This window comes from Curtobacterium sp. MCBA15_008 (assembly GCF_001865065.1).
Classification (GTDB): domain Bacteria; phylum Actinomycetota; class Actinomycetes; order Actinomycetales; family Microbacteriaceae; genus Curtobacterium.
This window is the reverse complement of record NZ_MJGN01000023.1, coordinates 46900-72595: the sequence shown is the minus strand read 5'-3', so window position 1 is coordinate 72595 and position 25696 is coordinate 46900. Positions and strand designations below refer to the sequence as shown.

22 protein-coding genes and 1 pseudogene are annotated in these 25696 nt (G+C 71.3%); 5 read left to right on the top strand and 18 right to left on the bottom strand.

The genetic code is table 11. The features are described 5' to 3' along the window. Positions 1 to 30: 30 nt before the first annotated feature. From mfd to BIU96_RS10905, 3 genes and pseudogenes are all read right to left on the bottom strand, one after another. Positions 31 to 3641, bottom strand: a pseudogene (gene mfd, locus BIU96_RS10915) (transcription-repair coupling factor). Positions 3642 to 3712: 71 nt separating this feature from the next. After that, complete coding sequence (gene pth, locus BIU96_RS10910) at positions 3713 to 4297, bottom strand: aminoacyl-tRNA hydrolase (protein WP_071292632.1); 585 nt, start codon at positions 4295 to 4297, stop codon at positions 3713 to 3715. A 43-nt stretch (positions 4298 to 4340) separates the two neighbouring features. Further along, positions 4341 to 4973 (bottom strand): 50S ribosomal protein L25/general stress protein Ctc, encoded by a 633-nt coding sequence (locus BIU96_RS10905; protein ID WP_071292631.1) that lies wholly within the window; start codon positions 4971 to 4973, stop codon positions 4341 to 4343. A 274-nt stretch (positions 4974 to 5247) separates the two neighbouring features. Between BIU96_RS10905 and BIU96_RS10900 the strand changes: the two genes are divergently transcribed. Continuing rightward, complete coding sequence (locus BIU96_RS10900; RefSeq protein WP_139199965.1) at positions 5248 to 6756, top strand: glycosyltransferase family 39 protein; 1509 nt, start codon at positions 5248 to 5250, stop codon at positions 6754 to 6756. A 25-nt stretch (positions 6757 to 6781) separates the two neighbouring features. Here BIU96_RS10900 and BIU96_RS10895 read toward each other — a convergent pair whose 3' ends face one another. The 9 genes from BIU96_RS10895 to BIU96_RS10855 all read right to left on the bottom strand — a co-directional run bounded on the left by BIU96_RS10895 (position 6782) and on the right by BIU96_RS10855 (position 16709). Continuing rightward, positions 6782 to 7735, bottom strand: coding sequence for a hypothetical protein (locus tag BIU96_RS10895; protein ID WP_071292629.1), 954 nt, complete (start codon positions 7733 to 7735; stop codon positions 6782 to 6784). Positions 7736 to 7752: 17 nt separating this feature from the next. Next, positions 7753 to 9108: a D-mannonate dehydratase ManD gene (gene manD / locus BIU96_RS10890; protein WP_254786093.1), complete on the bottom strand. Its 1356-nt coding sequence runs from the start codon at positions 9106 to 9108 to the stop codon at positions 7753 to 7755. Continuing rightward, a complete protein-coding gene (locus tag BIU96_RS10885) occupies positions 9105 to 10382 on the bottom strand; it encodes a mannitol dehydrogenase family protein (protein WP_071292628.1) in 1278 nt (425 codons plus the stop codon). The genes manD and BIU96_RS10885 overlap by 4 nt, the downstream gene beginning before the upstream one ends. Next, positions 10379 to 11266 (bottom strand): sugar phosphate isomerase/epimerase, encoded by an 888-nt coding sequence (locus BIU96_RS10880; RefSeq protein WP_071292627.1) that lies wholly within the window; start codon positions 11264 to 11266, stop codon positions 10379 to 10381. Before BIU96_RS10880 ends, BIU96_RS10885 begins: the two co-directional genes overlap by 4 nt. Continuing rightward, positions 11263 to 12468 (bottom strand): Gfo/Idh/MocA family protein, encoded by a 1206-nt coding sequence (locus BIU96_RS10875; protein ID WP_071292626.1) that lies wholly within the window; start codon positions 12466 to 12468, stop codon positions 11263 to 11265. Before BIU96_RS10875 ends, BIU96_RS10880 begins: the two co-directional genes overlap by 4 nt. Beyond that, on the bottom strand, positions 12465 to 13301 hold the full coding sequence (locus BIU96_RS10870) for a sugar phosphate isomerase/epimerase (RefSeq protein ID WP_071292625.1): 837 nt from the start codon (positions 13299 to 13301) through the stop codon (positions 12465 to 12467). Before BIU96_RS10870 ends, BIU96_RS10875 begins: the two co-directional genes overlap by 4 nt. An 80-nt stretch (positions 13302 to 13381) precedes the next feature. Beyond that, positions 13382 to 14341 carry a carbohydrate ABC transporter permease gene (locus BIU96_RS10865; protein WP_217642257.1) on the bottom strand — a complete coding sequence of 320 codons (960 nt, stop codon included), beginning with the start codon at positions 14339 to 14341 and terminating at the stop codon, positions 13382 to 13384. Next, positions 14338 to 15351 carry a carbohydrate ABC transporter permease gene (locus BIU96_RS10860; protein ID WP_071292624.1) on the bottom strand — a complete coding sequence of 338 codons (1014 nt, stop codon included), beginning with the start codon at positions 15349 to 15351 and terminating at the stop codon, positions 14338 to 14340. The genes BIU96_RS10865 and BIU96_RS10860 overlap by 4 nt, the downstream gene beginning before the upstream one ends. Continuing rightward, positions 15351 to 16709: an ABC transporter substrate-binding protein gene (locus BIU96_RS10855; protein WP_175477521.1), complete on the bottom strand. Its 1359-nt coding sequence runs from the start codon at positions 16707 to 16709 to the stop codon at positions 15351 to 15353. The genes BIU96_RS10860 and BIU96_RS10855 overlap by 1 nt, the downstream gene beginning before the upstream one ends. A 226-nt stretch (positions 16710 to 16935) precedes the next feature. On the opposite strand from BIU96_RS10855, the gene BIU96_RS10850 reads away from it, so the two are divergent. Together BIU96_RS10850 and uxaC are read left to right on the top strand one after the other, a co-directional pair. Beyond that, positions 16936 to 17997, top strand: a complete 1062-nt coding sequence (locus BIU96_RS10850; protein ID WP_071292750.1) for a LacI family DNA-binding transcriptional regulator — start codon at positions 16936 to 16938, stop codon at positions 17995 to 17997. Between the two features lie 11 nt (positions 17998 to 18008). Beyond that, the gene (uxaC, locus tag BIU96_RS10845) at positions 18009 to 19442 is read left to right on the top strand and encodes a glucuronate isomerase (RefSeq protein ID WP_071292623.1); all 1434 of its coding nucleotides are present in this window, start codon (positions 18009 to 18011) and stop codon (positions 19440 to 19442) included. Between the two features lie 25 nt (positions 19443 to 19467). On the opposite strand, the gene BIU96_RS10840 is transcribed toward uxaC, so the two are convergent. From BIU96_RS10840 to BIU96_RS10820, 5 genes are all read right to left on the bottom strand, one after another. Then, positions 19468 to 20253: a sugar phosphate isomerase/epimerase gene (locus BIU96_RS10840; protein ID WP_071292622.1), complete on the bottom strand. Its 786-nt coding sequence runs from the start codon at positions 20251 to 20253 to the stop codon at positions 19468 to 19470. Between the two features lie 113 nt (positions 20254 to 20366). Beyond that, positions 20367 to 20744 (bottom strand): type II toxin-antitoxin system death-on-curing family toxin, encoded by a 378-nt coding sequence (locus BIU96_RS10835; protein ID WP_071292621.1) that lies wholly within the window; start codon positions 20742 to 20744, stop codon positions 20367 to 20369. Next, complete coding sequence (locus BIU96_RS10830; protein ID WP_175477520.1) at positions 20741 to 20944, bottom strand: ribbon-helix-helix protein, CopG family; 204 nt, start codon at positions 20942 to 20944, stop codon at positions 20741 to 20743. Before BIU96_RS10830 ends, BIU96_RS10835 begins: the two co-directional genes overlap by 4 nt. Before the next feature lie 47 nt (positions 20945 to 20991). Next, a complete protein-coding gene (locus BIU96_RS10825; RefSeq protein WP_254786091.1) occupies positions 20992 to 21693 on the bottom strand; it encodes a response regulator transcription factor in 702 nt (233 codons plus the stop codon). Beyond that, positions 21690 to 23078 carry a sensor histidine kinase gene (locus BIU96_RS10820; protein ID WP_071292619.1) on the bottom strand — a complete coding sequence of 463 codons (1389 nt, stop codon included), beginning with the start codon at positions 23076 to 23078 and terminating at the stop codon, positions 21690 to 21692. The genes BIU96_RS10825 and BIU96_RS10820 overlap by 4 nt, the downstream gene beginning before the upstream one ends. 215 nt (positions 23079 to 23293) lie before the next feature. On the opposite strand from BIU96_RS10820, the gene BIU96_RS10815 reads away from it, so the two are divergent. Further along, entirely contained in the window at positions 23294 to 23533 is a 240-nt protein-coding gene (locus BIU96_RS10815) for a hypothetical protein (protein ID WP_071292618.1), read from the top strand. Here BIU96_RS10815 and BIU96_RS10810 read toward each other — a convergent pair. Then, positions 23520 to 24059 carry a gluconokinase gene (locus BIU96_RS10810; protein WP_071292617.1) on the bottom strand — a complete coding sequence of 180 codons (540 nt, stop codon included), beginning with the start codon at positions 24057 to 24059 and terminating at the stop codon, positions 23520 to 23522. The two genes, BIU96_RS10815 and BIU96_RS10810, sit on opposite strands and share 14 nt — an antisense overlap. Positions 24060 to 24172: 113 nt before the next feature. On the opposite strand from BIU96_RS10810, the gene gndA reads away from it, so the two are divergent. Further along, positions 24173 to 25630 carry an NADP-dependent phosphogluconate dehydrogenase gene (gene gndA, locus BIU96_RS10805; protein WP_083402820.1) on the top strand — a complete coding sequence of 486 codons (1458 nt, stop codon included), beginning with the start codon at positions 24173 to 24175 and terminating at the stop codon, positions 25628 to 25630. Positions 25631 to 25696 lie beyond the last annotated feature (66 nt).

The following is a 25696-nucleotide window of genomic DNA, read 5'->3' as shown; positions in this document are numbered from 1 at the left end:
CGCACCGCGCCTCCAGACCGACGGCGGGCGCTACGCGGCGGACGTCTCCGCGGTCGCCTTCGACGCTCCGTACACGGCCGTCAAGATGCTCTCCACCCACTGGATGAGCGCATCGTCCGGCAGGGTCTCACCGTGCGGCTTCGGCAGCGGGATGCTCGCTGCGTCCTGCTGCGGGAACCACCGGGCCCCCGGGTACATGCGCTTCAGCCGGACCTGGGCGGAGTCGGCGAGTTCCTTGCCCGCGACGCGCAGGTTCGAGCCCATCACGACCACGTCGGACAGCCCGACCTGCTGCGCCATCCGGCGGAGCCGCGAGACCTCGACGAGGGTGAGCACCGGCTGCGGCGGCTGGCCGTAGCGGTCGGTGAGCTCGTCGAGCACCATGTCGATGCCCTCGGCCTGCGCCGCCGGGGCCGATGCCGCGGAGAGCTTCTGGTAGGCCTCGAGCCGGAGCCGCTCGGACTCCACGTAGTCGTCCGGGATGTGCGCGTCGACCGGGATCTCGAGCCGGAGTTCGGTCTGCCCCTCGGCGACGTCCCCGCGGAACTGCGAGACGGCCTCGCCGATCATGCGGAGGTACAGGTCGAACCCGACGCCCGCGATGTGCCCGGACTGTTCGCCGCCGAGCAGGTTGCCGGCACCGCGGAGCTCGAGGTCCTTCATGGCGACCTGCATGCCCGCCCCGAGCTCGTTGTTCGCGGCGATGGTCTCGAGGCGGTCCTGCGCGGTCTCGGACAGCGGCTTGTCGGGGTCGTACAGGAAGTAGGCGTAGCCGCGTTCCCGACCGCGACCGACGCGCCCGCGCAGCTGGTGGAGCTGCGACAGCCCGTACTTGTCGGCCTTGTCGATGATGAGCGTGTTCGCGTTCGCGATGTCGAGGCCGGTCTCGATGATGGTCGTCGAGACGAGGACGTCGAAGCGGCGCTCCCAGAAGTCGACCATGACCTGCTCGAGGGTGCTCTCCGACATCTGACCGTGCGCCACCGCGATCCGGGCGTCGGGGACGATCTCGGCGAGGTGCGCGGCGACACCCTGGATGTCCTTCACGCGGTTGTGCACGTAGAACACCTGGCCCTCGCGCAGCAGCTCGCGCCGGATCGCGGCGGCGACCTGCAGGTCCGACTGCGGTCCGACGAACGTGAGGATCGGGTGGCGGTCCTCGGGCGGGTGGCGAGCGTCGACATCTCGCGGATGCCGGTGACCGCCATCTCGAGCGAGCGCGGGATCGGAGTGGCCGACATCGCCAGGACGTCGACGTTCGTCTTGAGCTTCTTCAGCTGGTCCTTGTGCTCGACACCGAAGCGCTGCTCCTCGTCGATGATGACCAGGCCGACGTCCTTGAACTGGATGCCCTGCGACAGGATCCGGTGCGTGCCGATGACGATGTCGACGGTGCCGTCGGCGAGACCGGCGATGGTCTCCTTCGACTCCTTCTCGCTCTGGAACCGGCTGAGCGCACGGAGGTGCACCGGGAAGCCGGCGAAGCGCTCCTGGAAGGTCTCCATGTGCTGGCGCACGAGCAGGGTCGTCGGGACGAGCACGGCGACCTGCTTGCCGTCCTGCACGGCCTTGAAGGCGGCGCGGATCGCGACCTCGGTCTTGCCGTAGCCGACGTCGCCGGAGAGCAGCCGGTCCATCGGGATCGGGCTCTCCATGTCGCGCTTGATCTCGTCGATGGTGGTCAGCTGGTCGGCCGTCTCGGCGAACGGGAAGGCCTCTTCGAGCTCGCGCTGCCACGGGGTGTCCGGACCGAACGCGTGCCCCTTCGACGCCATCCTCGCCGAGTAGAGCTTCACGAGGTCGACAGCGATGTCACGGACGGCCTTGCGCGCCTTCGACTTCGCCGCGGACCAGTCCGAGCCGCCCATCTTCGACAGGGTCGGGTTCTCGCCGCCGACGTAGCGGGAGAGCTGGTCGAGCTGGTCGGTGGGCACGAAGAGCTTGTCGCCGGGGTAGTTCCGCTTCGACGGCGCGTACTCGAGCACGAGGTACTCGCGCTGCGTCTTCACCGCGTTGCGGCCCCCGCTCGACACTTCGCGGCTGACGAGCTCGACGAACTTCGCGATGCCGTGCGTCGCGTGCACGACGACGTCGCCCGGCTTGAGCTGCAGCGGGTCGACGACGTTCTTCCGACGGCTCGCGAGCTTCTTGACCGTCCGGGCTCCCTGCTGGACGCTCCGGCCGTAGAACTCGGCCTCGCTGACGACCGCGATGCGCGGATCCGGGATGGCGAAGCCCGCCTCGACGACGGCGGTCGTGACGATGGCGACGCCCGGCTCGGGAGGCGCGGTGAGGGTCTCGGCACGGGCGGCGACCCCTGCGTCGGCGAGCACCTGCACGGCCCGTTCGACCAGTCCCTGGCCCTGGGCGGTCACCACGACTGCCCATCCGTCGTCGGCGAGCTGCTTGACGTGTGCGATGGCCCCGTCGGCGCTGCCCGCGAAGCTCGGCACCGACTCGGCCCGGACGCGGATGTACTCCCCCGCCTCGGCCGCGGCTTCGGCGTCGGTGAGGACGCGTTCGGTGTCGCCCTCGTCGAGGCCGGAGTCGAACGGTGACACCGTCCACCAGGTGCGCTGCCCGCGGCCGTTCTTCAGCTGCTGCACGCTGAGGAAGTTGCCCGCGTCGAGGTCGATCGGCGCCTGGGCCCCCGCGACGGCGGCGCTCCACGCGGCCTGCAGGAACTCGGTGTTCGTCTCGGCCAGGCTGTGCGCGCGGCCGCTCACCCGCTCGGGCGAGAGCACCGCGATGACCCCGTCGTCGGGCAGGTAGTCCGTCACCGGGACGAGGTCCTGCACGAGGGCGGGGGCGAGGGACTCCATGCCCTCGACCGGGATCCCCTCGGCGATCTTCGCGAGCATCTGGGAGAGGTTCGGGAACTCGTGCAGCATCTCGCGCGCCCGCTGTCGGACGTCGTCGCTGAGGAGCAGTTCGCGGGAGGCCGTGAGCTCGACCGAGCCGAGGTCGTCCTCCGTCGTGCGCTGGTCGGCCACGGAGAAGGCCTTGATCGCCTCGATCTCGTCGCCGAAGAAGTCGACGCGGACCGGGTGGTCCGCGGTCGGCGGGAAGACGTCGAGGATGCCACCGCGCACCGCGAACTCACCACGGCGGGTGACCAGGTCGACCCGGGCGTACGCCATGTCGACGAGCTGCCCGGCGATGGTGCCGAGGTCGTTGCCCCGGGAGTCCGTCCGCAGCACGATCGGCGCGAGCGAGGTGAGGTTGCTCGCGATCGGCTGCAGCGCGGCACGGACACTGGCCACGACCACGGTGGTGCGGCGGTCGGCGGCCGGGGTGTCCTGCCAGACCGCGAGCTTCCGGAGCGTCGCGATGCGGGTGCCCACCGTCTGCGCGCTCGGGCTGAGCCGTTCGTGCGGCAGGGTCTCCCACGCCGGGAACTCGAGCACCTCGGCGTCGGGCAGGTACGAGCCGACGGCGCCGCGGACCGCTTCGGCCTCGCGCCCGGTGGCCGTGATCACGAAGAGGCACTGCGGCCCGTTCCGCTCGGCCAGGAGCGCGCCGAGCAGCGGGACGCGCAGACCGTCGACCACCGAGAAGTCGGCGTCACGGGGTGCGGCACGGAGGACGCGATCGAACGCGGAGGCGCGCGAGAGCGCTGGGATGATGCCCGAGATCGTCACTCAGGACATGGTACCGGCGACCCCCGACAGCGCCCGCACCGTGCGCGACCAGCGAACGCGCGACGGTTCCGTCAGGACGGGGCGTGCACGCGCTGCTGCGCGGCGACGAGCCCGAGGTCGACGATCGACTCGACCGCGTCGGCGCCGTCTGCCAGCAGGTTCGGCAGGGTCTTCTTCTCGGACGGCGAGAAGTCGCGGAGGACGTAGTCGGCCGGGTCCTGGCGCCCCGGGGGACGGCCGATGCCGATCCGCACGCGGGAGAACTCGTTGGTCCCCGTCGCCTTGATGATGTCACGCAGGCCGTTGTGCCCGCCGTGCCCGCCGCTGCCCTTGAGCCGCACGGTGTCGAACGGCAGGTCCAGCTCGTCGTGCACGACGATGAGGGACTCCGGCGTCGCGCTGTAGAACCCGAGGACGGACGAGACCGGTCCCCCGGAGGTGTTCATGAACGACCCCGGCTTGGCGAGCACCAGGCGGGGTCCCCCGGGTACCAGGCGACCTTCGGCGACCTGGTTCGGGGTCTTGTGCTTCTTGAACGTCGTGCCCATGCGGGCGGCGAGTTCGTCGAGGACCATCTGGCCGACGTTGTGACGGTTGCCGGCGTAGCCGGGCCCGGGGTTCCCGAGCCCGACCACGACGAACGTGTCCACCGTCATGCGGAGCGCGCCATCAACGTCGACCAGATGCCTGCGACAGGTGTTACTCGGAGTCGGCCGGGGCGGAGCCGCCCTCGGCACCCGCTTCGGCGCCGGCCTCGGCCGAGGCCTCGTCGGCGGCCTCGTCGTCGGCGGTGCCACGCGGGGTGACGATCGCGACGACCAGCGCCTCGGGGTCGGTCTCGAGCTCGGCGCCCTCGGGGAGCTCGAGCTGCGCGGCGTGGATCTGCACGCCGTCCTGGAGGTCCTCGACGTTGACGACGACGTGCTCCGGGATGTCGGTCGCGAGCACCAGCAGCGAGACCGTGTTGAGGTCCTGCACGTGGATGGTGCCCGAGAAGGACTCGCCCTCGACGACGACGGGGACGTCGACGGTGACCTTCTCGCCGCGGCGGAGGACCACGAGGTCGATGTGCTCGATGATCTGGCGCACCGGGTCACGCTGGACGTCCTTGACGAGGGCGAGCTGCGCCGCACCGTCGATGTCGAGGTCGACGACCGCGTTGGCGGTACGGACGAGGAGCATCGTCTCGTGGCCCGGCAGCGAGATGTGCTGCGGCTCGGTGCCGTGGCCGTAGACGACGGCGGGGATCTTGTCCGCGGCGCGGAGCTTGCGGGCAGCGCCCTTGCCGAACTTGGTGCGGACTTCCGCTGCGAGCTTGGTGTAGTCAGCCATGGTGTCTCCTGGTCTCGGGGACGACACCGGGGTGCCGGCATCGTGGGGGTCTGTGGTGTTGCAACTCGAACGCGTGCACGCGTGAGGAACGCTCCCAGGACGGGGCCGGCTCTCCCACTGCGTCGATCACGGCCGCGCACGCGCGGCCCTCGCCGAAGTCAGTCACCGAGTCTAGCAGCACCCGTCCGGGCGTGTCGGACCACGACTGAGGGTGCGGTCAGGACGGGCACCGGCTCACGCCCTGGCCGACCCCCGCGTGTGAGACTTGTTCACCGTGATCGCCTCCCACCGTGCCCGCCGATCGCTCGACCGTCCGCAGGTCGTGCGGATCGTCGTGTTCCTGGTCGTGGTCGCCGCCGCGGTGGTCTTCGCGTACTGGCACGTCGGCCGGCAGCGCGTGGACGTCGACGAGGACGTGTACGTGGTGTCCGGCTGGGAGTACGTGCACGGCGTCTTCATCCGCAACCTCGAGCACCCGCCGACGGCGAAGTACCTGTTCGGCCTGGCGGAACTCGCCCTCGGCGCTCCGGGGCCGCTCGGTCCGCGCTACGTCGCGGCGACCGCCTCGTTGGGCACCGGGCTCGTCCTGTTCCTGTGGTTCCGCCGTCCGGTCGGGTACTGGGGAGCGCTCATCGCCGCCGCCCTGTGGTGGCTCACCCCGCGCGCGAACGGCATCGCATGGGGTGACCCGGGCTCCGGCGTCGCCACCAGGATGGACCGCACGGCGCTGCTCGAACCGGTCATGGTGTTCTTCGCCGTGGCCGCGCTGTACGCCGCGTGGCGGTGGGTGAACGGTGCCGATCGCCGACGCTGGCTCTGGGCCGGTGCGTCCGGCCTGCTGCTCGCCCTGTCCGTGACGTCGAAGGTGACCTCGGCCGTGCTGGTCCTCGCGATCATCGCGTTGCCGCTCCTGTTCCGCCGGTGGTGGGACCTGCTGACCGGCGGGCTGATCGCGGCCGGGGCCTTCGTCGTCGGGTTCGTGATGCTGTACGCGCCCGTGGGCTTCGAGCGCGGCTTCGTGCACATGCTGCAGTTCCAGACCGGGCACGCGGAGACCGGCCACACCATCGAGCTGCTCGGCCGCGAGTACCAGTTCGCCCCGTGGTGGGCGAACTTCGTGTACTTCACGCAGGGCACGAGCCGCTGGGTCGTCCTCGTGCTGGTCATCGGGCTGGTCACGGCGTTCGTGTTCCGACCCGACCGGCTCGTCGCGTACCTCGGCATCGGCCTCGGAGCGCAGGTCGCCTTCCTGACCGCGTCGGACGTCGCACTCGCGCACTACTACTACGCGTGGATGCCGCTCCTCATCGCCCTCGCCGGCATCGGCCTCGGACGTGCCGGCTGGCCGCCCGGACTCGTCAGCCGCCGACAGCAGGTGCTGCGGATCGCCGCGGTCTGCGTCGTCCTCGCCCTCGCCGTCGTGCCGGTGGTCCGGCTCGGCGTCGCGGTGGCGCAGGCGCGTCCGGCAGGGGTCGCCCGGCTCGACGCCGAGCTGCGCGCCCGGGGCGTCGACGACGGCACCATCCTGTTCAGCGGGTACAACCTGGTCGCGTGGCGGCCGTACTTCTTCCAGCGCGGCACCTGGGAGCCGGACGCCGACGACGTCACCGCCGTGGTGCAGGGGGTGGACCCGCGGTTCCCGATGAAGCCCGGGATCGCCTCGTTCCTGGCGACGCACCGGAAGGACCTGGAGCACTTCACCGTCGACGAACTGCAGGTGTGGATCCCGAAGGACGGCGTGCTCCGCGAACGCGACGGGGTCCTCGAAGCCGTCCCGGGCTGACCCGGCTCGGCACGGGTCAGCCCGCTCAGCGGCCGACGTCGCGTCGGTGGCGCTGCGCAGCCGCCAGGAGGTCCCGGGCGCGGTCGCTCGCCGACTCGGCGTCGTCGCGGGCTCGCTCGAGGCGCTCGACCTCGGCGGTCGCGTCGGCGAGCTGCCGTTCGAGGTCGGCCCGGCGCTCCTCGGCGGTCTCGAGTGCGTCCGCCGCCGCGTCGAGCGCGGCGTCGGCGTCGCGGGACTCCGCCCTCGCGGCGGTCTCGGCGTCGCGGGCGGCACGACGGGCAGCGGCCGGGTCGGTCTTCGGTTCCCGTGTCGGCGCGGCGCGGGACGGTCGCTTCTGCGCCGGCACCGGCTCCGGTTCCGGCTGCGGCTCCGGCTGCGGCTCCGGTGCTGTCTGCCGGGAGGCGCGACTCGCCTTCCGCGCGCGTCGCCCCTCCTCGATGGGGATGGGTGGGGCATCGCTGCCGGACCAGGCGTCGGGGACGGCATCCGGATCCGCGAGCGCACCGTCGAGGTCGACGTCGTCGAACCCGGCGCTCTCGAGCGGCCGGACGAGCAAGCCGGACCGGACGGCGGCACCGGCGTGGGGGTCGGCCATCGCGGCCTCGATCGTGGCGCGGACCTGGTCGAGCACGGCCGGGGTCAGCGGGTGCCCGGCATCAGAGGCGAGGTCGGCGCCGGCCTGGGCGAGGGCGTCGACCACACCCGCTCGCTGCTTCCGGAGCCGCCGGATCTCGGCGGGGTCGGCGTCCGCCTGGGCCGCGCGGATCGCCGGTCCGAGGTCGACCGCTTCGTCGAGCGCGCCCTCGTGGGCGAGCAGGTCGACCACCCACGCCGCCGGTGCTGGTTTCCGGAGGCCACCGATCGCCGACGCGAGCTCGCGGTCGTCCTTCCGTGTGGCACGCTGCCGCGCGGTCCGTTCCGCCACGAAGTCCGCGGGCGCGACGAGGAGCAGTTCCCTCGCCACGTCCGCGAACCCCATGCCGCCCAGCTTGCCCGCTACCAGTCGTGGACGGTGCCGTCGGCGAGCCGGTTGAACGGCAGGTACGCCTGCTCGTACGGGTACTTCCCCGCCTCGTCGACGTCGAGGCTGACCCCGAGACCGGGCTCCTCGCCCGGGTGCAGGTAGCCGTCGGTGAACGTGAAGGTCTGGTGGAAGACCTGGTTCGTCTTCGGCCCGTGCTGCATGTACTCCTGGATGCCGAAGTTGTGGATCGCCAGCCCGAGGTGCATCTGCGCCGCGAGTCCCACCGGCGAGATGTCGGTCGGCCCGTGGAACCCGGACTTGATCTGGTACATCGCCGCGTAGTCCATCGTCTTCTTCAGCGGGGAGATGCCACCCATGTGCGTGACCGCGCCGCGGACGTAGTCGATGAGCTGGTCGCGGATGATGTCCTTGAAGTCCCAGATCGTGTTGAAGACCTCGCCGATCGCGAGCGGCGTCGTGGTGTGCTGCCGGACGAGCCGCAGGGCCTCCTGGTTCTCGGCCGGGGTGCAGTCCTCGAGCCAGAACAGGTCGTACGGCTCGAGCGACTTGCCGAGCTTCGCGGCCTGCAGCGGGGTCATCCGGTGGTGGCCGTCGTGCAGCAGCGGCAGTTCCGGCCCGAACTCGTTCCGGACCGCCTCGAACACGGTGGGGAGGTGGCGCATGTACGCCCGGGTGTCCCAGTCCTCCATCGCCGGGAAGGCGCCGCGCTGCGCCGGCTCGAAGTCGTAGCGGACGCCGCTGTTGCCCTCGGTGGTCTTGTTCGACGCGATGCCGTAGATCGACTCGAGGCCGGGAACGCCCGTCTGCACGCGGATCGAGCGGTAGCCCTCGGACTGGTGCTCGCGGATGGAGTCGAAGAGCTCCGGCAGTTCCTTGCCCGACGCGTGTCCGTACGCCATCAGCCCGGTGCGGGAGGCGCCGCCGAGCAGCTGGTACACGGGCATCCCGGCGACCTTGCCCTTGATGTCCCAGAGGGCCATGTCGACGGCGGCGATCGCGGCCATCGTGACCGGACCCCGGCGCCAGTACGACGAGCGGTACAGGAACTGCCAGGCGTCCTCGATCCGGCTGGCGTCACGCCCGACGAGCAGCGGCACGACGTGCTCGGTCAGGTAGGCCGCCACGGCCAGTTCGCGGCCGTTGAGCGTGGCGTCGCCGAGACCGGTGACGCCGTCGGCCGTCGTGAGCTTCAGCGTCACGAAGTTGCGGTTCGGGCTGGTGACGATGACCTCGGCACGGTCGATCAGCTGCCCGCGGTCCGCCGAGGCCCAGGTGTCCGGTCGCCCGGCGGTCGGGTCGGTGGCCGACCCGCCGTCGGTGGCTCCGGGCACGGGAGCGGCCGGGTTCGTGGTGCTGGTGTCGGTCATGCGTGGACTCCTTCGTCGGCAGCGCCGCGGGCTGCTGCCGCAGCGGGTCGGATGCGGTCGGCCGCGGCGGTGACGGCCGCGACCACGGGGGTGGTGTCGAGGTCGGGGGCGATGACGGCCAGGACGTCGTGCACGTCCGAGTCTGGCCCTGGTGCCCCGGGGTCGTCCACGAGGTCCGGCTGCGTCGTGACGTGGAGCCACCACGCCGCGATCGCCGTCGCGGCCCCCGGGCCGACGCCGGCGGACGAGTCGCGCTCGAGTCGGCGCCGCAGCACGTCGACGACCCGGACGGGGAGCTTCTCGGAACCGCCCGACGCGATCTGGCGCAGGGTGTGCCGGATGCGCGGGTTCGCGAAGCGCTCGACGAGGGCCGCGCGGGCGGCCGTGACCTCGTCGGCGGGCAGCGGGAGTTCGGCCGCGGCCTCGTCCCAGAGGGCGTCGACGGCAGCGCGGCAGACCGGGTCCGCCATGGCCTCGGCGACGGTCTCGTGGCCGCGGTGCAGCCCGAGGTAGGCGAGGAGCGAGTGCGATCCGTTCAGCAGCCAGAGCTTCCGCTGCTCGTACGGCGTGACGTCGTCGACGACGCGGACGCCGGCGGTCTCCCACGCCGGCCGCTCGACGCCGTCGAAGGCGTCCTCGAGGACCCACTCGGCGAACGGCTCGGTGACCACGGGCACCCGGTCACCGTCGAGCGCACCGGGCAGCGCGGCGAGGTCCGCCACGTCGGCGTCGGTCGTGGCGGGCGTGATCCGGTCCACCATCGACGACGGGAACGTCACGTGCTCGTCGATCCAGGCCTGCAACGCGGGGTCCGACACCGCCGACGTCACCGCATCACGGAGGACGACCCCGTTGTGCGTGAGGTTGTCGAGGCTGACGAGCGCGATGCGCCCGGCACCGGCGGCACGGCGGGCGTCGAGCCCCGCGACCAGGCGGGCCGGCACGTCGGAGCCGGCCCGGTAGCCCTGTTCGGTGACCGTCAGCGTGACGATGGTCGTCTCCGGGGACGCGACCACGCGCCTCCAGGCCGTGTCGTCGCTGCCCGGGTGCGCCGCCACGATCGCGTCGATCACCTCGGCGGTGTCACCCGACGCCGCACGGGTGACGAGCGTGTACCGGCAGTCCTGCGCGACCAGCGCGTCCGCGGTGCGGGGGGAACGCCCCGTGAACGCGGTGATGCCCCACTCCCCCGCGCGCTGCGTGTACCAGGCGAGGTGGGCGCGTGCGAACGCCCCCACCCCGAGGTGCGCGATGCCCGGACGGCGATCGGTCATGCCGACACCGGTACGAGGGAGCGCAGGTAGGCGAGGTTGTCGGCGGTCCGGGCCTCGAGCGGGAGGTCCATCGAGAAGTCCTCGATGGTGACCCAGCCGTCGTACCCGACCTGCCGGAGCGCGTCGAGGTACTCGGCGACCGAGGCCTGGCCGGTGCGGAGCGGTGCCCACTCGTTCACCCAGATCGTGCTGCCGTCGGCCCGGGTGTCCCCGGTGTCGACCCACCGGGCGTTCTTGACGTGGGCGTGGGCGAGGTACGGGCCGAGCAGCTCGAACGCGGCGAGGTGGTCCTCCTGCCCCTCGATGACCAGGTTGCCGAGGTCGTGGATGACCCCGACGTGCGCCGGGTCGAGCCCGTCGATCAACCGCAGTGCTGCCGAGGCCGACGGCGTGATGGTCATGTGGTGGAGCTCGACCAGGGCCTTCACCCCGAGCTCGGCCGCGCGGTCCGCCGCCCACTCCAGGTCGGCACGGGTCCGGTCGAAGAGCTCGCCGTACGTCGCGCCGGTGCGTTCTTTCTCGGCACGGTAGTTCGGCATCGTCACGCGCACCTGCCGGGCACCGAGTTCGCTCGTCACCCGGAGCATGGTCTCGACGCCGTCGTGGTCGGACGCCTGCTGGTAGCCGCCGATGCCGGAGTACTCGAGGCCGGCGGCGTCGGTGATCCGGGCGATCTCGCCGACCTGGTCCTGGATGCCGGTGAACTGCCACGTCGACTGGTTGCCGGCCCAGAAGGACCGGCCGGCGGGCACCTCGGCGCCGTCGGCGGGGCGGTCGTCGACGACGCGCCACTCGACGCCGTCCCAGCCCTGCTCGGCCAACGTCGAAGCGGCCTGCGACGGGGTCCAGTCGGGCGTGGATGCGGTGAACACGGAGAACTTCATCGGGTGGCTCCTTCGGTGGCGGTGTCGGACGTGGCTGCAGCGCCCACCACGGGCACCACGTCGTCGTACTTGCCGTCGATCACGTCGTCGATCCGGACCGGCTGCCCGAGCGTCGCACTGACGTACAGCCCGCGGACGGTGGCGAGCGACACGAGGGCGGCGTCGACGGTCACGCCGGGCTCACGGCCCTCGCGGATCGCGGCCACGATGTCGGTGTACTGCCGACCATGCCCCGCGGCGAAGTGGTCGGGCTCGGCCGGTCCGCCGACGACGTGCTCCGGCGGGACGACGTCGTCCTTCTGGTCGACCGCGCCCGCGACCGCCGAGGCGTTCGAGGTGGTCGACGCCGATTCGAGCGTCGCGGCGTCGGGTGCGATGTGGAAGTAGGCGAGCCGGTCGTCGTCGACGATCGCGGACCCGTGGGTGCCGTAGACGGCGTAGCGCGCGGAGAGGCCCGGGTACGCGGCGGTCGTGCAGTGGATGACACCGAGTGCGCCGCCGGCGAACCGGACGGTGGCGACGGCGGTGTCCTCGACCTCGATGCGGTCGTGCGCGAGCAGGCCGGTCTGCGCCGAGATCTCGACCGGGCGACCGAGTGCCCAGACGAGCAGGTCGACGGTGTGCACCCCCTGGTTCATCACCGCGCCGCCACCGTCGAGCGCCCAGGTGCCGCGCCAGTCGCCGGAGTCGTAGTAGCCCTGCGACCGGTACCAGGCGACGCTCGCCAGGCCGGAGGTCACGGTGCCGAACCCGCCGTCGTGGGCGGCTGCGGCGACGGCGGCCGAGGCCGGGTCGAAGCGGTGCTGGCTGATGACGCTCGTGACGAGTCCACGGTCGCGTGCCGCCACGGCGAGCGCGGCGATCTGCCGGGCCCGGGGCATCGTGGTGTCGAGGGGCTTCTCGATGACGACGTGCTTGCCGGCGGCCAGGGCAGCCTCGGCGAGCTGCACGTGCATGCCCGACGGCGAGCAGATCGCGACGACGTCGATGTCGGTCTGCGCGATCGCCTCTTCGATCGTGGACGTGGTGATCGGACGCTCGACGCCCATCGCCTCGATCTCGTCGGCGGCGCTGGTGGCCGCGGCGGGGATCGCGTCGACGAGCGCGACGACCTGCAGGTCCGGGTGGTGGACGGCGACCTTGGCGTGGTGGCGGCCGATGACGCCGGCGCCGACGACTGCCAACTTCAGTGGGGTGGTCATCGCAGGGTGACTCCGATCTGGTCGGTGAGGGTGCGGAAGGCGCGACCAGCGCGACCGAAGGCCGCGGGGCCGGAGAACCCGCCGAGGGAGGTGAAGTCGCTGAGGTGCGGCTCGAGCGAGGCGTAGCCGGAGTACCCGGCGTCGCGCAGCGCGGTCAGGGTCTCGACGAGCTCGCCGTCGCCCTCGCCCGCGGGGACCACCGACGAGTCGGCGGCCAGTGCGTCCTTGACCTGCAGGTAGTCGACGTAGGGGGCGAGCTGGGCCCAGCCGTCGGTGAACGGACGGACGCCGCACTGGACGTAGTTCGCGTTGTCCCAGGCGAGGCGGAGTGCCGGGGACCCGACGCTCTCGACGATGTCGAGCACGCGCGACGGGATGTCGCCGTAGATGTCCTTCTCGTTCTCGTGCAGCAGGGTCACGCCCTCGCGCTCGGCGAGGTCGGCCAGGGCACGCATCCGGACGAGGACGTCGTCGCGGACGTCCTCCGGCTGCCGGCCCTCGAAGTAGAACGAGAAGATCCGGATGTTCGTGGTGCCGAGGGCGTGCGCAGCGGCGATCGCACGGCCGAGCCGTCCGACCTCGTGTTCGACGGGCTCGTCGACGGAGACCTTGCCGATCGGCGAGGCGATGGCGGACACGGTCTGCCCGCGCTCTTCGAACAGGCGGTGGAGTCCGGCGAGCTGGTCTTCGTCGAGGTCGACGACGTTCACCCCCCAGGCGCTGCGGACCTCGATGGCGCTGGCTCCGAGCGCCTGCAGCACCGCGACCTGGACGACCGGGTCGGCGTCGATCTCGTCACCGAAACCGGAGAGTTCCCAACTGGGCTGGGTCATTGCATTCCCTTCATGGAGACCAGCCTGGGGCGCGTGGCGGGGCCGCACCGCGCCTCCAGGCAATCTGTGGACAACTCGCGCTACTTGACCGATCCGGCGGTCAGACCGCCGACGAGGTAGCGCTGGAAGATCAGGTAGAGGGCGACCACCGGCACGGCGCAGACGATCGAGGCGGCCATCATCTGGCCGTAGATCGGGACGGCGCCGCCCTCCTGGGTGGTGCCGAGCACCTGCAGGACCACGGCGACCGTGCGGGTGTTCGGGGTCGTCATGATCGTGGAGAACAGGACGTCGTTCCAGCCGAGCAGGAACGCGAAGATCGCGGAGACGACGATGCCGGGCCACGACAGCGGCAGGACGATCTTCGTCAGGATCTTCGTCGAGCTGGCGCCGTCGATGCGGGCCGCTTCCTCGAGCTCCTTCGGCAGCCCGCGGAGGTACGTGACCATCACCCACGTCGAGAACGGCAGCGCGAACGTCAGGTAGGTGACGAACAGCCCCCACCGGGTGCCGATGATCTGGACGCCGGTGGCGCTGGCGATGTTCGAGAACACCACGAACACGGGCAGGAGCAGGAGCGTGCCGGGGATCGACTGCAGGGCGAGGAGTCCGCGGAGGATCGTCAGGCGGCCGAGGAAGCGGAAGCGGACGAGCACGTACGCGGTGGACACGGCGAGCGCGGCACTCGCGACGGCGACGGCGCCGGCGGTGAGCATCGAGTTGACGAGCCCCTCGCCGAGCGCGACCGTCGACCAGATGTCCACGTAGTTGGACAGGGTGAACTCGGACGGGAAGTACTCGCCGCGCGCCACCGCGACGTCGGAGTTCACCGAGCCGAACAGGATGTAGAGCACCGGGACGGCGATGAACGCGATGATGACCGCGATCACCGTGACGAGGAGCCAGCGCGGCAGCAGCCGCGTGACGTCGGTGTCGTAGGGGCGCTTCTGGCGTCGGCCGCGGTCGCCGGTCGTGATGCTCTCGGTGAGCGTCGCGGTGGGACGGGTGCGGGTGCTGAAGGACGTGCTCGGAGTGGTCATGCGCGTGCTCCGTCGATGTCGGCCACGGTCGGGGTGGCGGCGAGCGTCGCGCGGTCGGCCCGGCGCTGCTTCCGGTTGGGGCCCGCGTCGTCACCGGTGTCGAGCTTGACCGCCCGCAGGTAGACGAACAGCGGGATGGCGACGATCACGAGCGAGCAGATCGCCATCGCGGCGGACAGGCCGAAGCGGAACGACTGGAAGCTGGCGATGTACGTCAGGACGGGCATCACCTCGACGCTCGACGGCAGCGGGATGCCGAACAGGACGAACGGCAGCGTGAAGTTGTTGATGTTGTGCAGGATCGAGATGATGATCGCGAGCGAGAGCGGGCCGCGCAGGTACGGGAAGATGATGTAGCGGAGCTTCGCCCACCAGGTGACCCCGTCGAGTGCGGCGGCCTCGTGCACCTCGTTGTCGACGGCCTGCAGCCCGGCGAGGGACAGCAGGTAGACGAACGGCCAGCTCGTCCAGACCATGACGCCGGCGAGCGCCCAGTACGACGCCGAGCCGTTCAGCCAGAGCACGTCGGTGTGCAGGATCGAGTTCACGACCCCCTGCGGCTGGAGCATCGTGCGGAAGAACGTGCCGACGACGAAGGCCGGGAGCACGTACGGGATCAGGTAGACCGAGCGGACGAGACCGCGCCCGGGGAACCGGTTCTGGGTGGAGATCGCGGCCGCGACCCCGATCGGCACGGTCACCGCGGTGACGAGCACCGACAGCGACACCGAGATCCAGATGGAGTGCAGCAGGGGCGAGTCGGTGAAGGCCTCGGCGAAGTTCGCGAACCCGATGAAGGGTGCGCTGAACCACTGGCGGAGCGTGTACTGGTCGAGGTCGAGCATCGCGATGAACACGCCCACCAGGAGCGGCACCACGATGACGGCGAGCATGAGGACGCCGCCGGGCAGGAGCATCCACAGGGGCCGCTCGCGCTTGTAGAGGGGGGTCTTGCCGACGGGGCGGACCGTCTCGGCGCGTTGCTCGGGGCGGGTCTGCGTGCTGGTCATCACAGGCCTCCGTTCTTCTGACGGTCGAGCGTGGACTGGGCGTCCTTCTGGGCGTCCTGCAGGCGCTTCCGGAGTTGGTCGTCGGTGACCTCGCCGCTCTTCAGCGACGGGATGGACTGCACGACGACGTCCACGAGCGAGAGCTGGATGTCCGACCATGCACCGGTGAAGGCGGTCGGCTTCGAGAGCTTCCCGGCGTCGATGATCGGCTTGAGCTGCGGGTTGTCGGCCGCGAGGTCCGCTGCGGCGTCGGCGTTCGTGGGCAGGTTGCCGAAGAGGCGGTAGTACTCGAGCTGTGCCTTCGGCGTGCTGAGCTGCTTGATGAAGTCGAACGACAGGTCCTGCTTCGTGCCGTAGTCGGCGACGACCCAGTTGTCGCCGGACAGGATGCTGGCGGCCTCGATGCCGTCGGAGGGACGCGTCGTGGCTCCCGGTGGGACCGTCGGCAGCAGGGCGAACTCGTACTTGCCGTCGACCTTCGTGTTCTTGAACGAGTTGATCGCGGTGGTCGTGGTCATCGGGAAGAAGGCGGCCTTGCCGTCGGTGAACTGCGCGAGGGCCTGGGCGTTGTTCCAGCCGATCGCGGCCTTGTCGACGACGCCGTCCTTCGTCACCCAGTCGAAGTAGGTGCGGTAGGCGTTCGCGACGGCGTCCGAGTCGATCTCGGCCTTGCCGTTGCCGGACACGATCGTGTTGCCGGCGTTCTGCGCCATGCCCCAGACGAACTTCCACGGGTCGAAGCCGTCGGCGTACGCGACGGCCATGCCGTGGTGGCCGTCACCGGTGGTCGCCTTCGCGTCCGCGGTGAGCTGGTCCCAGGTGGTCGGCATCTCGTCGATGCCGGCCTGGGCGAGCAGGTCCTTGTTGACCGCCATCACGAACGGACGGCTGGCGAACGGGATCCCGATCTGCTTCGAGGCGCTCGGGCCGGAGATGCCGAACGACGCCGGGTCGAACTGGTCCTTCCCGCCGATGGCCTTCCACTCCTTCTTCCCCATCTCGACGAAGGCGCCGGTGGCGTACGCGGTCGGGGTGAAGGTGGTGCCGATCGCGTAGACGTCGGGGCCCTGCCCCGAGATGACGCTCGTCTGGATCGCGGTCAGTTCCTCCTGCGCGGAGGAGTAGGTCTCCCACTGGATGTCGGCCCCGGTGGTGCGCTTGAACTCGGCGGCGGTGTCCTGCTGCCACTGCTTGCGTTCCTTGGGGTACGTGGTGTCCGCGCCCATCATGACGCGGAGGGTGTTCGGGTCGTCGCCGCTGCCGTTCACCACGGCGCATCCCTGCAGGGACAGCGCGGCGAGGGCGACCACGGCCACGGCACCGACCAGGGTGCGTTTCCTGAGTCTTCCTGTGCTCATGCGGGGGTTTCCTCCTCGAGACCTCCACCCGGGAGCGACGCTGCCGCCCGGGTGCCGGGTGGTCCTGCCCCCGGCGTGGTGACCACTGTTCCCCGCTTGGCAACATCCGGCAACCGGTTGCCACTTGTTGCCAGACCGGCCTACGTTCGGCTTCGTGAGCAGCACAGACACCGACGTCACCGCCGACGGCACGGCGACGGGCACCGGCCCCGTCTCGGACGCGTCCGTGGCGGGCACGAGCCCCGGCCCCGCCACGGACGCGTCCCGACGGGTGACCATCCGGGACGTCGCCGACGCGACCGGCGTCGCCCCGTCCACCGTGTCCCGAGCGCTCTCGCTGCCCGACCGGGTGAACCACGCCACACAGCAGCGCATCCAGCAGGCCGCCCGCGAACTCGGCTACGTCCCGAACTCGCAGGCCCGAGCGCTCACGTCCGGTCGTACCCGGGCGGTCGCCGTGCTCGTGTCCGACATCACGAACCCCTTCTACTTCGACGTCATCCGCGGCACGCAGCACCAGCTCGCCGGAGCCGGGTGGACGCAGCTGCTCGTCGACACCGAGGAGTCCGCCGACGCCGAGATGGCCGCCCTGAGCGCCATCGCCGGGAAGGCCGACGGTGCGGTCCTCACCGCGTCCCGCCTCTCCGACGCGCAGATCGCCCGGTTCGCCGAACGCACCCCGCTCGTGGTCGTCAACCGCCGGCCCGCCGGGGTGCCCTCCGTCCTCATCGACACCCCCGGCGGCGTCGAACAGGCCGTCCAGCACCTCGTCTCGCTCGGCCACCGCGACGTCCTCTACATCGCCGGGCCCGACAGCTCGTGGTCGAACGAGCGCCGCTGGCGGGCCCTCGTCCGGGTCGCCAAGCGCCTGGACGTCCGCGTCGCCCGCGTGGGCCCGCACGCCCCCTTCGTCGACTCCGGTGCCGCGGCCGCCGACGCCGCCGTGCACGCCGGCGCGACCGCGTGCATCGCGTTCAACGACCTCATCGCGATCGGCATGCTCGCCCGGCTCCGGGAGCGCGGGGTCCGCGTCCCCGAGGACATGAGCATCGTCGGCTGCGACGACATCTTCGGCGCCGACTTCTGCAACCCACCGCTCACCACCATGACCTCCCCCATCGAACGGGCCGGTCGCGTGGCGATCCGGATGCTCCTCGGGCGCCTCGGCGCGATCCCGGCCGACGAGCTGCCCGGCGAGCACATGAGCGGCGCGGTCGCCCTGCCCACGCACCTCACCGTCCGCGAGTCGACCGGCCCCGCGCCGGCCTCGCACCACCGTCCGTCCTGAAGGAGTCGACGATGACCCGCACCAGCACCGCCACCCCGCTCGCGCCGCACCCGGACCGGCTCTTCGCCGCCGAACCGGGAGCGCGCGCCGTCGCGCGCACCGTCTACGACGCCGTCGCGGACGCGCCGATCATCTCCCCCCACGGGCACGTCGACGCGGCCCTCATCGCCGACGACCAGCCGTTCGCCGACCCGGCCTCGCTGCTCATCACGCCGGACCACTACGTCCTGCGGCTCCTGCACGCCAACGGCGTCGGACTGGAGGCGCTGGGACGCGCCGACCTGTCCGGAACCCATCCCGCGCCTCCAGGCCGCGCCGTCTGGCGGAACCTGGCCGAGCACTGGGACGACTTCCTCGCCACCCCCGTCCGCTACTGGTTCGAGACGGAGCTGCACGACGTCTTCGGGCTGACGGAGCAGCCGTCGGCCGCGAACGCGGACGCGCAGTACGACCACATCGCCGCCCTGCTGCAGCAGCCGCAGATGCGGCCGCGCGCCCTGTTCGACGCCTTCGGCATCGAGGTCCTGGCGACCACGGACGCCCCCGACGCCGACCTCGCCGCGCACGCGCGGCTGGCCGCCGACCCCACCTTCACCGGCCGGGTGGTCCCCACCTTCCGCGCGGACGCCGTCTTCGACCCGTCGCGGCCGGACTGGAGGCCCGTGGTCGCGTCCGTCGGCGAAGCCGCCGGCATCGACACGGGCACCCACGCAGGGCTGTTGGCAGCACTCCGCGCACGTCGCCAGTACTTCATCCAGCACGGCGCCACCGCCACGGACACCGGGGTGCTCGACGCCGGGTCCATGCCCCTGTCCGCCACCGAGCGCGAGCGCATCCACGCGGCGGCGCTCCGCGGGGACGTCTCGACGGCCGACGCCACCGCGTACCGGCACGACATGCTCTACCGCTGGGCCGAGATGAGCGTCGAGGACGGCCTCGTCATGCAGCTGCACCCCGGCGTGCTCCGGAACCACCACGGGCCGACGCTCGAACGCTTCGGGCCGGACACCGGGCACGACCTGCCCGCCGTCGGGTCCTTCACGGAGCCGCTCCGCCCGCTGCTCGAGTCGTTCGGCACCGCACCGGGCTTCCACCTCGTGCTCTTCACCGTCGACGAGACCGTGTTCTCGCGCGAGATCGGGCCGCTCGCCGGCTTCTACCCCGCCGTGTACGCCGGAGCGCCGTGGTGGTTCATCGACACCCCGGCGGCGATCGGACGCTACCGCTCCGCGATCACCGACTCGGCATCGTTCACGAAGACCTCCGGGTTCATCGACGACACCCGGGCGTACTGCTCCATCCCCGCGCGGCACGACATGGCGCGACGGGCGGACGCGGCGTACCTGGCGTCGCTCGTGGTCACGCACCAGATCTCCGAGGAGGACGCGGTCCGCACCGCCCGGCGCATCGTGTCGGACATCCCGAAGGCGACGTTCAAGCTCTGAGGGCTCGTCGTCCGGAGCGCCCGCGTCAAGTGGCCGTCGGCTGTGCGGCGCGGACGCGACCGAGCGCGTCGCGCATCTCCGCCTCGGCCTCGTCGGGGTCCGGCGACCAACGGCACTCGAGCGAGACCGCACCGCGGTACCCGCCGTCGTGGACCGCGTCGAGGAACGTCCGCCACACGTCGTCGACGGTTCCGGGAGGCCGTCGTTCCGGGTCGCTGAGGTGCACGTGCCCGATGCGGTCCCCGTGCCGGCGGACGACCTCGAGCGGCTCGGCTTCGTTGCGGAGGTGGAAGAGGTCGGCGACCACGCCGACACCGGCGAGGCCCCACTCGTCGAGGAACCCGACCGTCTCGGCGACGGTGTGCAGCAGGTTCGTCTCCGTCCGGCTCAGGGGTTCGACGACGATCCGGAGGTCGTGCTCGGCGGCGGTTTCAAGTGCGGCGCGGACGACCTCGGCGAAGCGCCGGTGCGCCTCGGGCCGCGGCATGTCGTGCGGAGCGGTCCGGGCGGTTCCGGAACCGAACACGATCGTCGCTCCGGGGTCTGCGACGGAGTGGACGATCGGCAGGACCTCGGCGAAGTAGTCGCCGACGGCACCGCGGTCGGCGGTCAGCAGCGGGAGGTCGCCGGGGACGAGGACCGCGAACGACGGGAAGCGTTCACCGACGTACGAGTCGGCGAGCGCCCATCCCCCGCCGTCGCGGACGACGAGGTTGCCGGCGATCGCGGGCTCGACGTGGGCGGCGCCTGCTCGGCGAGCGGGTTCGGTCAGTTCTGCTCCGGCGACGACGCCGAATCCGGTGAACGACATGGGCCCATGCAACTCCGCATCCGGACGCTGGGCGACCGTTGCCGTCCGTTGCCGACCATCGCCGTCCATTGCCGTCGGTCGCGGTCGGCCGCGGTCGGTCCCCGTCAGTCGCGTCAGGTCGGTTCGAGGAGGTGCCCGAGCGCCTCGGCGATGTCGTCCACCGCGTCGAGCCGACCGTCGGCGATCAGGACGATGAAGTCGTGCGCCTGGTCGTCGCTGGCGGTGAGCCGCCGGCCGTTGACGCCGAGGAACACGATCAGCAGCATCAGACCGAGTCGCTTGTCGCCGTCGACCAGCGCGTGGTTGCGGACGACCGAGTGCACCAGGGCCGCGGCCTTCTCGACGAGGGTCGGGTACACGTCACGCCCGCCGACCGACGCAGCCGGCCGGGCCACGGCGGCCTCGAGCAGTCCGACGTCGCGGAGGGCGACACCGTCGCCGAGCGTCCGGCGGGCGATGTGGAGCGCCTCGTCGATGGTGAGGTGGATCACCGGCCGAGGCGTTCCAGGGCTTCGGCGTACCGGGGAAGCTCACGATCGAGGATCCCGTCGATGAGGTCGGTGCGACTGTGGTGCTCGATGTACTCACGGATCGCGATCCGGGCGATCTCCTGCATGGAACGCTCCTCGTGCTCGGCGCGCTTCCGGAGCGCGTTGGTCTCGTCGTCGTCGAGTCGGAGAGTCATGGCCATGACCGGGATGGTATCAGGCGTGATACCGAGGGGGCGCTCGAGGAGCGTCACGGCTGCCAACCGGGGGTGACGAGGCCGGTCTCGTAGGCGAAGACCACGAGCTGCGCGCGGTCGCGGGCGCCGAGCTTGATCATCGCGCGGGAGACGTGGGTCTTCGTCGTCATCGGGCTGACGAAGAGGCGCTCGGCGATCTCGGCGTTCGTGAGGCCGACCGCGACGAGCTGCATCACCTGGCGTTCCCGGTCGGTGAGGACGTCGAGGCCGGGTGCGAGTGACGCCGGCTTCGCGTGCGTTGCGTACGCCTCGACGAGGGAGCGGGTCGCCCGGGGTGAGAGCAGCGAGTCCCCGGCGACCACCGTCCGGATCGCCCGCAGGAGTTCGGCCGGCTCGGTGTCCTTCACGAGGAAGCCGGCCGCCCCGCCGCGGATCGCCTCGAAGACGTAGTCGTCCTCCTCGAAGGTGGTGAGGATCACCACGTGGACGTCTGCCAGGGACGGGTCGGCCGAGATGCGCTGGGTGGCGGTCAGCCCGTCGGTGCCGGGCATCCGGATGTCCATGAGCACGACGTCCGGGTGTTCGGCTCGTGCGGACTCGACGGCGGCGTCACCGTCGCCGGCTTCTCCCACGACCGTCATGCCCGGCTCGGCGTCGACGAGGGCGCGGAGCCCCGCGCGGACGAGCACCTGGTCGTCGACGAGGAGGACCCGGATCGGCTGTGCGGCGTCGGGGTGTTCGCGGTGGTCGGTCACGGCTGGGCCTCTGGGTCTGCGGTGATGACCGGCAGCCTGGCCGACACGCGCCATCCGCCGTTCGTGGTCGGTCCGGCCCGGAGTTCGCCGCCGGTGGCGATCGCGCGCTCGCGCATGCCGATGAGGCCGTTGCCGGTCGCACTGAGGACGACTCCGGTCGGTGACTGGTCGCCGTCCGGGTGCACGCCGGCCGGGGGCTCGCCGTCCGGGCGCACGCCGGCCGCGGGCTCGCCGTGCGCGTGCACGGGACGGTCCTCGACGAGCAGGTCGACGACGTCCGGGCCGATCGACACGGAGACGTCGGCACGGTGCCCGGGAGCGTGCTTCATCACGTTCGTCACCGACTCCTGCACGATGCGGAAGGCGTTCCGGTCCGTGACGCCTCCGGCCGTGCCGGGATCGCCGGACACGGACAGCCCGATGTCGACGCCGGCGGCCCGGGCGCGCTCGACCAGGTCGGCCAGCCGCTCGAGGCCGGGTGCCGGGTTCCGTTCGGCCGGACCGTCGCCCGTGCGGGTGTCGGCGCGGTCCGCCGGTGCGTCCACCGCCCGGAGGACCCCGAGGATGGTCCGGAGCTCGACGAGGGCTGCACGGCTGGAGTCACGGATGTCGGCCAACGACTGCCGCGTCTGGTCCGGCAGGTCCGCCCCGAGGTGCAGCGCGACCCCGGCCTGCAGGTTGATGAGGGACATGCTGTGCGCCACCGAGTCGTGGAGTTCCCGTGCGATGCGGACGCGTTCGTCCGCCGCCCGACGACGTCCGGCCTCGGCTCGCTGCCGTCGGCGCTCGGCGACGCGCTCGAGGCGGACGCGGACGAGTTCGGAGACCGCGATGGTCACGGTGACCCAGGCGATGCAGAGCAGCACCACGCTGAGGTCGAGGACGGACGAGCGACCGAGGACCGTGTCGGCCGTCGGCAGCACGGCGATGCTCAGACCGGCCGCCGTTGCGACCCACGTCCGGTGTCCCCGGAGCCAGGCGTTCGCCATCGCCATCGTGAGCGCGGCCACGAAGGGACCCCGTGGGCTCACGACCAGGGCGAAGCCGATGGTCGTGGCGAGCGTGACGAGGAGCACCCCTCGGGGCCACCGCCACCGCCAGGGCAGGACCACCACGCCGGCGACGAGCAACGTGATCGCGAGGGGACCGAGCTGGACGACGTCGGCGCCCCCGCCCGACGCGAACGCGTGTCGTGCCCACGGCGGACCGCCGACGACCGTGCCGTCGCCGGTTCCGGCACCGGTCGCGAAGCGGGAGGCGAGGACGGTCCCGACGATCTGCACCACCGCGACCGGCAGCATGCGGCCGACCCGTGCGAAGCGGCGACGACCGCCGAGGCGGGCGTCGTCCGGCGCCGGGTCGGCGACGATCGGTGCGGTGTCCATGCAGCGAGCCTAGGGTCGCCGACCAGCTCGGTCATCGGGCGGCAGCACGACCTGTGGACTACTCCCCCGGGAGTACCCGCCTGTGGAGGAGGCGCCGCTCTACGACCTCGGGAGCAGGCGGGAGTGGGGCTCCGTGACGGACGCGCGCCGCGCCTCCAGGCCCGACGCTGGAGGGGTCGCGACAGCGGCACCGAAACCGACCTCAGGAGGTCCCCATGCTCACCACCATCGCAGCGACCGCGCCGTACTGGCACGGCGGCGGGTTCCCGTTCTTCGTCTTCCCCGCGTTCTTCTTCTTCGCGTTCCTGGTCGTCTTCGTCGTCTTCGGGGTGCTCCGCCGGGGCAGCTGGCGAGCGCGGTCAGACGCGCGGTCCGTCCTCGCCGACCGGTTCGCCCGGGGCGACATCGACGCCGACGAGTACCGCTCGCGGTTGTCCGAGCTCAGCCGGAAGTGACCGACAGTGCGGCGAGGATCGTCGCCACCGTGTCGTCGACCGACCCGTCGATCGACACGGCGACGGCGGCCTCGTCCGGCTGCGGACGCTCGAGGGTGGCGAACTGGGAGTCGAGCAGCGACGTCGGCATGTACTCGTGGTGCCGGTGCGACTGCCGCTCGGCGATCAGCTCGCGCGAGCCGTCGAGGAACGCGATCACGAGCCCGGGCGCACTGGCACGGAGACGATCGCGGTAGACGCGCTTGAGCGCGGAGTTGGCCATCACGCAACGGCTGCCGGACGCCTCGACCTCGGCGATCCGGTCGGCGCAGGCGTCCAGCCAGGGCCAGCGGTCCTCGTCGGTCAGCGGGACCCCCTGCCGCATCTTCTCCTTGTTCGCGGCCGGGTGCAGGTCGTCGGCGTCCACGAACACGCACGGCTCGCCCTGCGCAGCGAGCGCATCGGCGAGGGTGCGGCCGATCGTGGACTTGCCGGAGCCCGAGACCCCCATCACGAGCACGGGCGGGAGGACAACGCTCTCGGTCATCCCTCCACAGTATTGATGCCGTGAACAGTGATCCACAGTTGCCGTAACAGCCGTGCGGTCCCAGGCCGCCGACCGTAGGTTGAGGTCCAGACGTCCGGACGAAGGAGACCAACGTGGCAGACAGCAACGGTCAAGCGAACATCGGGGTGGTGGGCCTGGCAGTCATGGGCTCGAACCTCGCACGGAACCTCGCCTCGCGGGAGGGCAACACGGTCGCGGTCTACAACCGCACCTACGCCCGCACCGAGGAACTCATGCAGGAGCACGGCGACGCCGGCTTCATCGCGTCCGAGGACATCGACGACTTCGTGGCCTCGCTCTCGAAGCCCCGCACGGCGATCATCATGGTGCAGGCCGGCAAGGGCACCGACGCGGTGATCTCGCAGCTCGCCGAGAAGTTCGAGCCCGGCGACATCATCGTCGACGGTGGCAACGCGAACTTCCACGACACCATCCGCCGTGAGCACGACCTGCGCGAGAAGGGCCTCAACTTCGTCGGTACCGGCATCTCCGGCGGTGAAGAGGGCGCGTTGAAGGGCCCGTCGATCATGCCTGGCGGCTCGAAGGAGGCCTGGGAGACCCTCGGGCCGATCCTGAAGTCGATCGCCGCCGTCGCCGAGGGTGAGCCCTGCGTGACGCACATCGGCACCGACGGCGCCGGGCACTTCGTGAAGATGGTCCACAACGGCATCGAGTACGCCGACATGCAGCTCATCGCGGAGTCCTACGACCTGCTCCGCCGCGTCGGTGGCTTCACCGTCGAGGACCTGGTGCAGGTGTTCGACGAGTGGAACAAGGGCGACCTCGAGTCCTACCTGATCGAGATCACCGGCGAGATCCTCAAGCAGACCGACGCCGAGACCGGCAAGCCCCTGGTCGACGTCATCCGCGACGAGGCCGGGTCGAAGGGTACCGGCGTGTGGACCGTGCAGAACGCGGTCGGACTCGGGATCCCGGTGTCCGGCATCGGTGAAGCGGTGTTCGCCCGCGCGGTGTCGTCGAAGCCGACCCAGCGCGCGGCGGTGCAGAAGTCCGTCAAGGACCGGCCGTCGATCACCGAGGTGCCGGACACGTTCGCCGACGACGTCCGTGCCGCGCTCTACGCGTCGAAGGTCGTCGCGTACGCGCAGGGCTTCGACCTGATCATCGCCGGGGCCAAGGAGTACGGCTGGGACATCGACCTCGGCAACGTCGCGAAGATCTGGCGCGGCGGCTGCATCATCCGCGCGCAGTTCCTGAACCGCATCGTCGAGGCGTACGACGAGAACTCCTCGCTCGAGTCGCTGCTGGTGGACCCGTACTTCGCGAACGCCGTCGCCGAGGGTGAAGCCGCCTGGCGTCGCATCGTCGGGATCGCGGCCGCGTCGGGCGTCCCCGCCCCGGGCTTCTCGTCGGCGCTGTCGTACTTCGACTCGCTCGCGTCCGACCGGCTGCCCGCGGCGCTCATCCAGGGGCAGCGGGACTTCTTCGGCGCGCACACGTACCAGCGCATCGACAAGGACGGCACCTTCCACACCCTGTGGTCCGACGACGATCGTCGCGAGGTCGAGCAGGAACCGTCGACGCACTGACCTGCCCGCCCCGACTCGGAAGGCCCCGCCGGACGGCGGGGCCTTCCGTCGTCCGGGGGCTCGTCG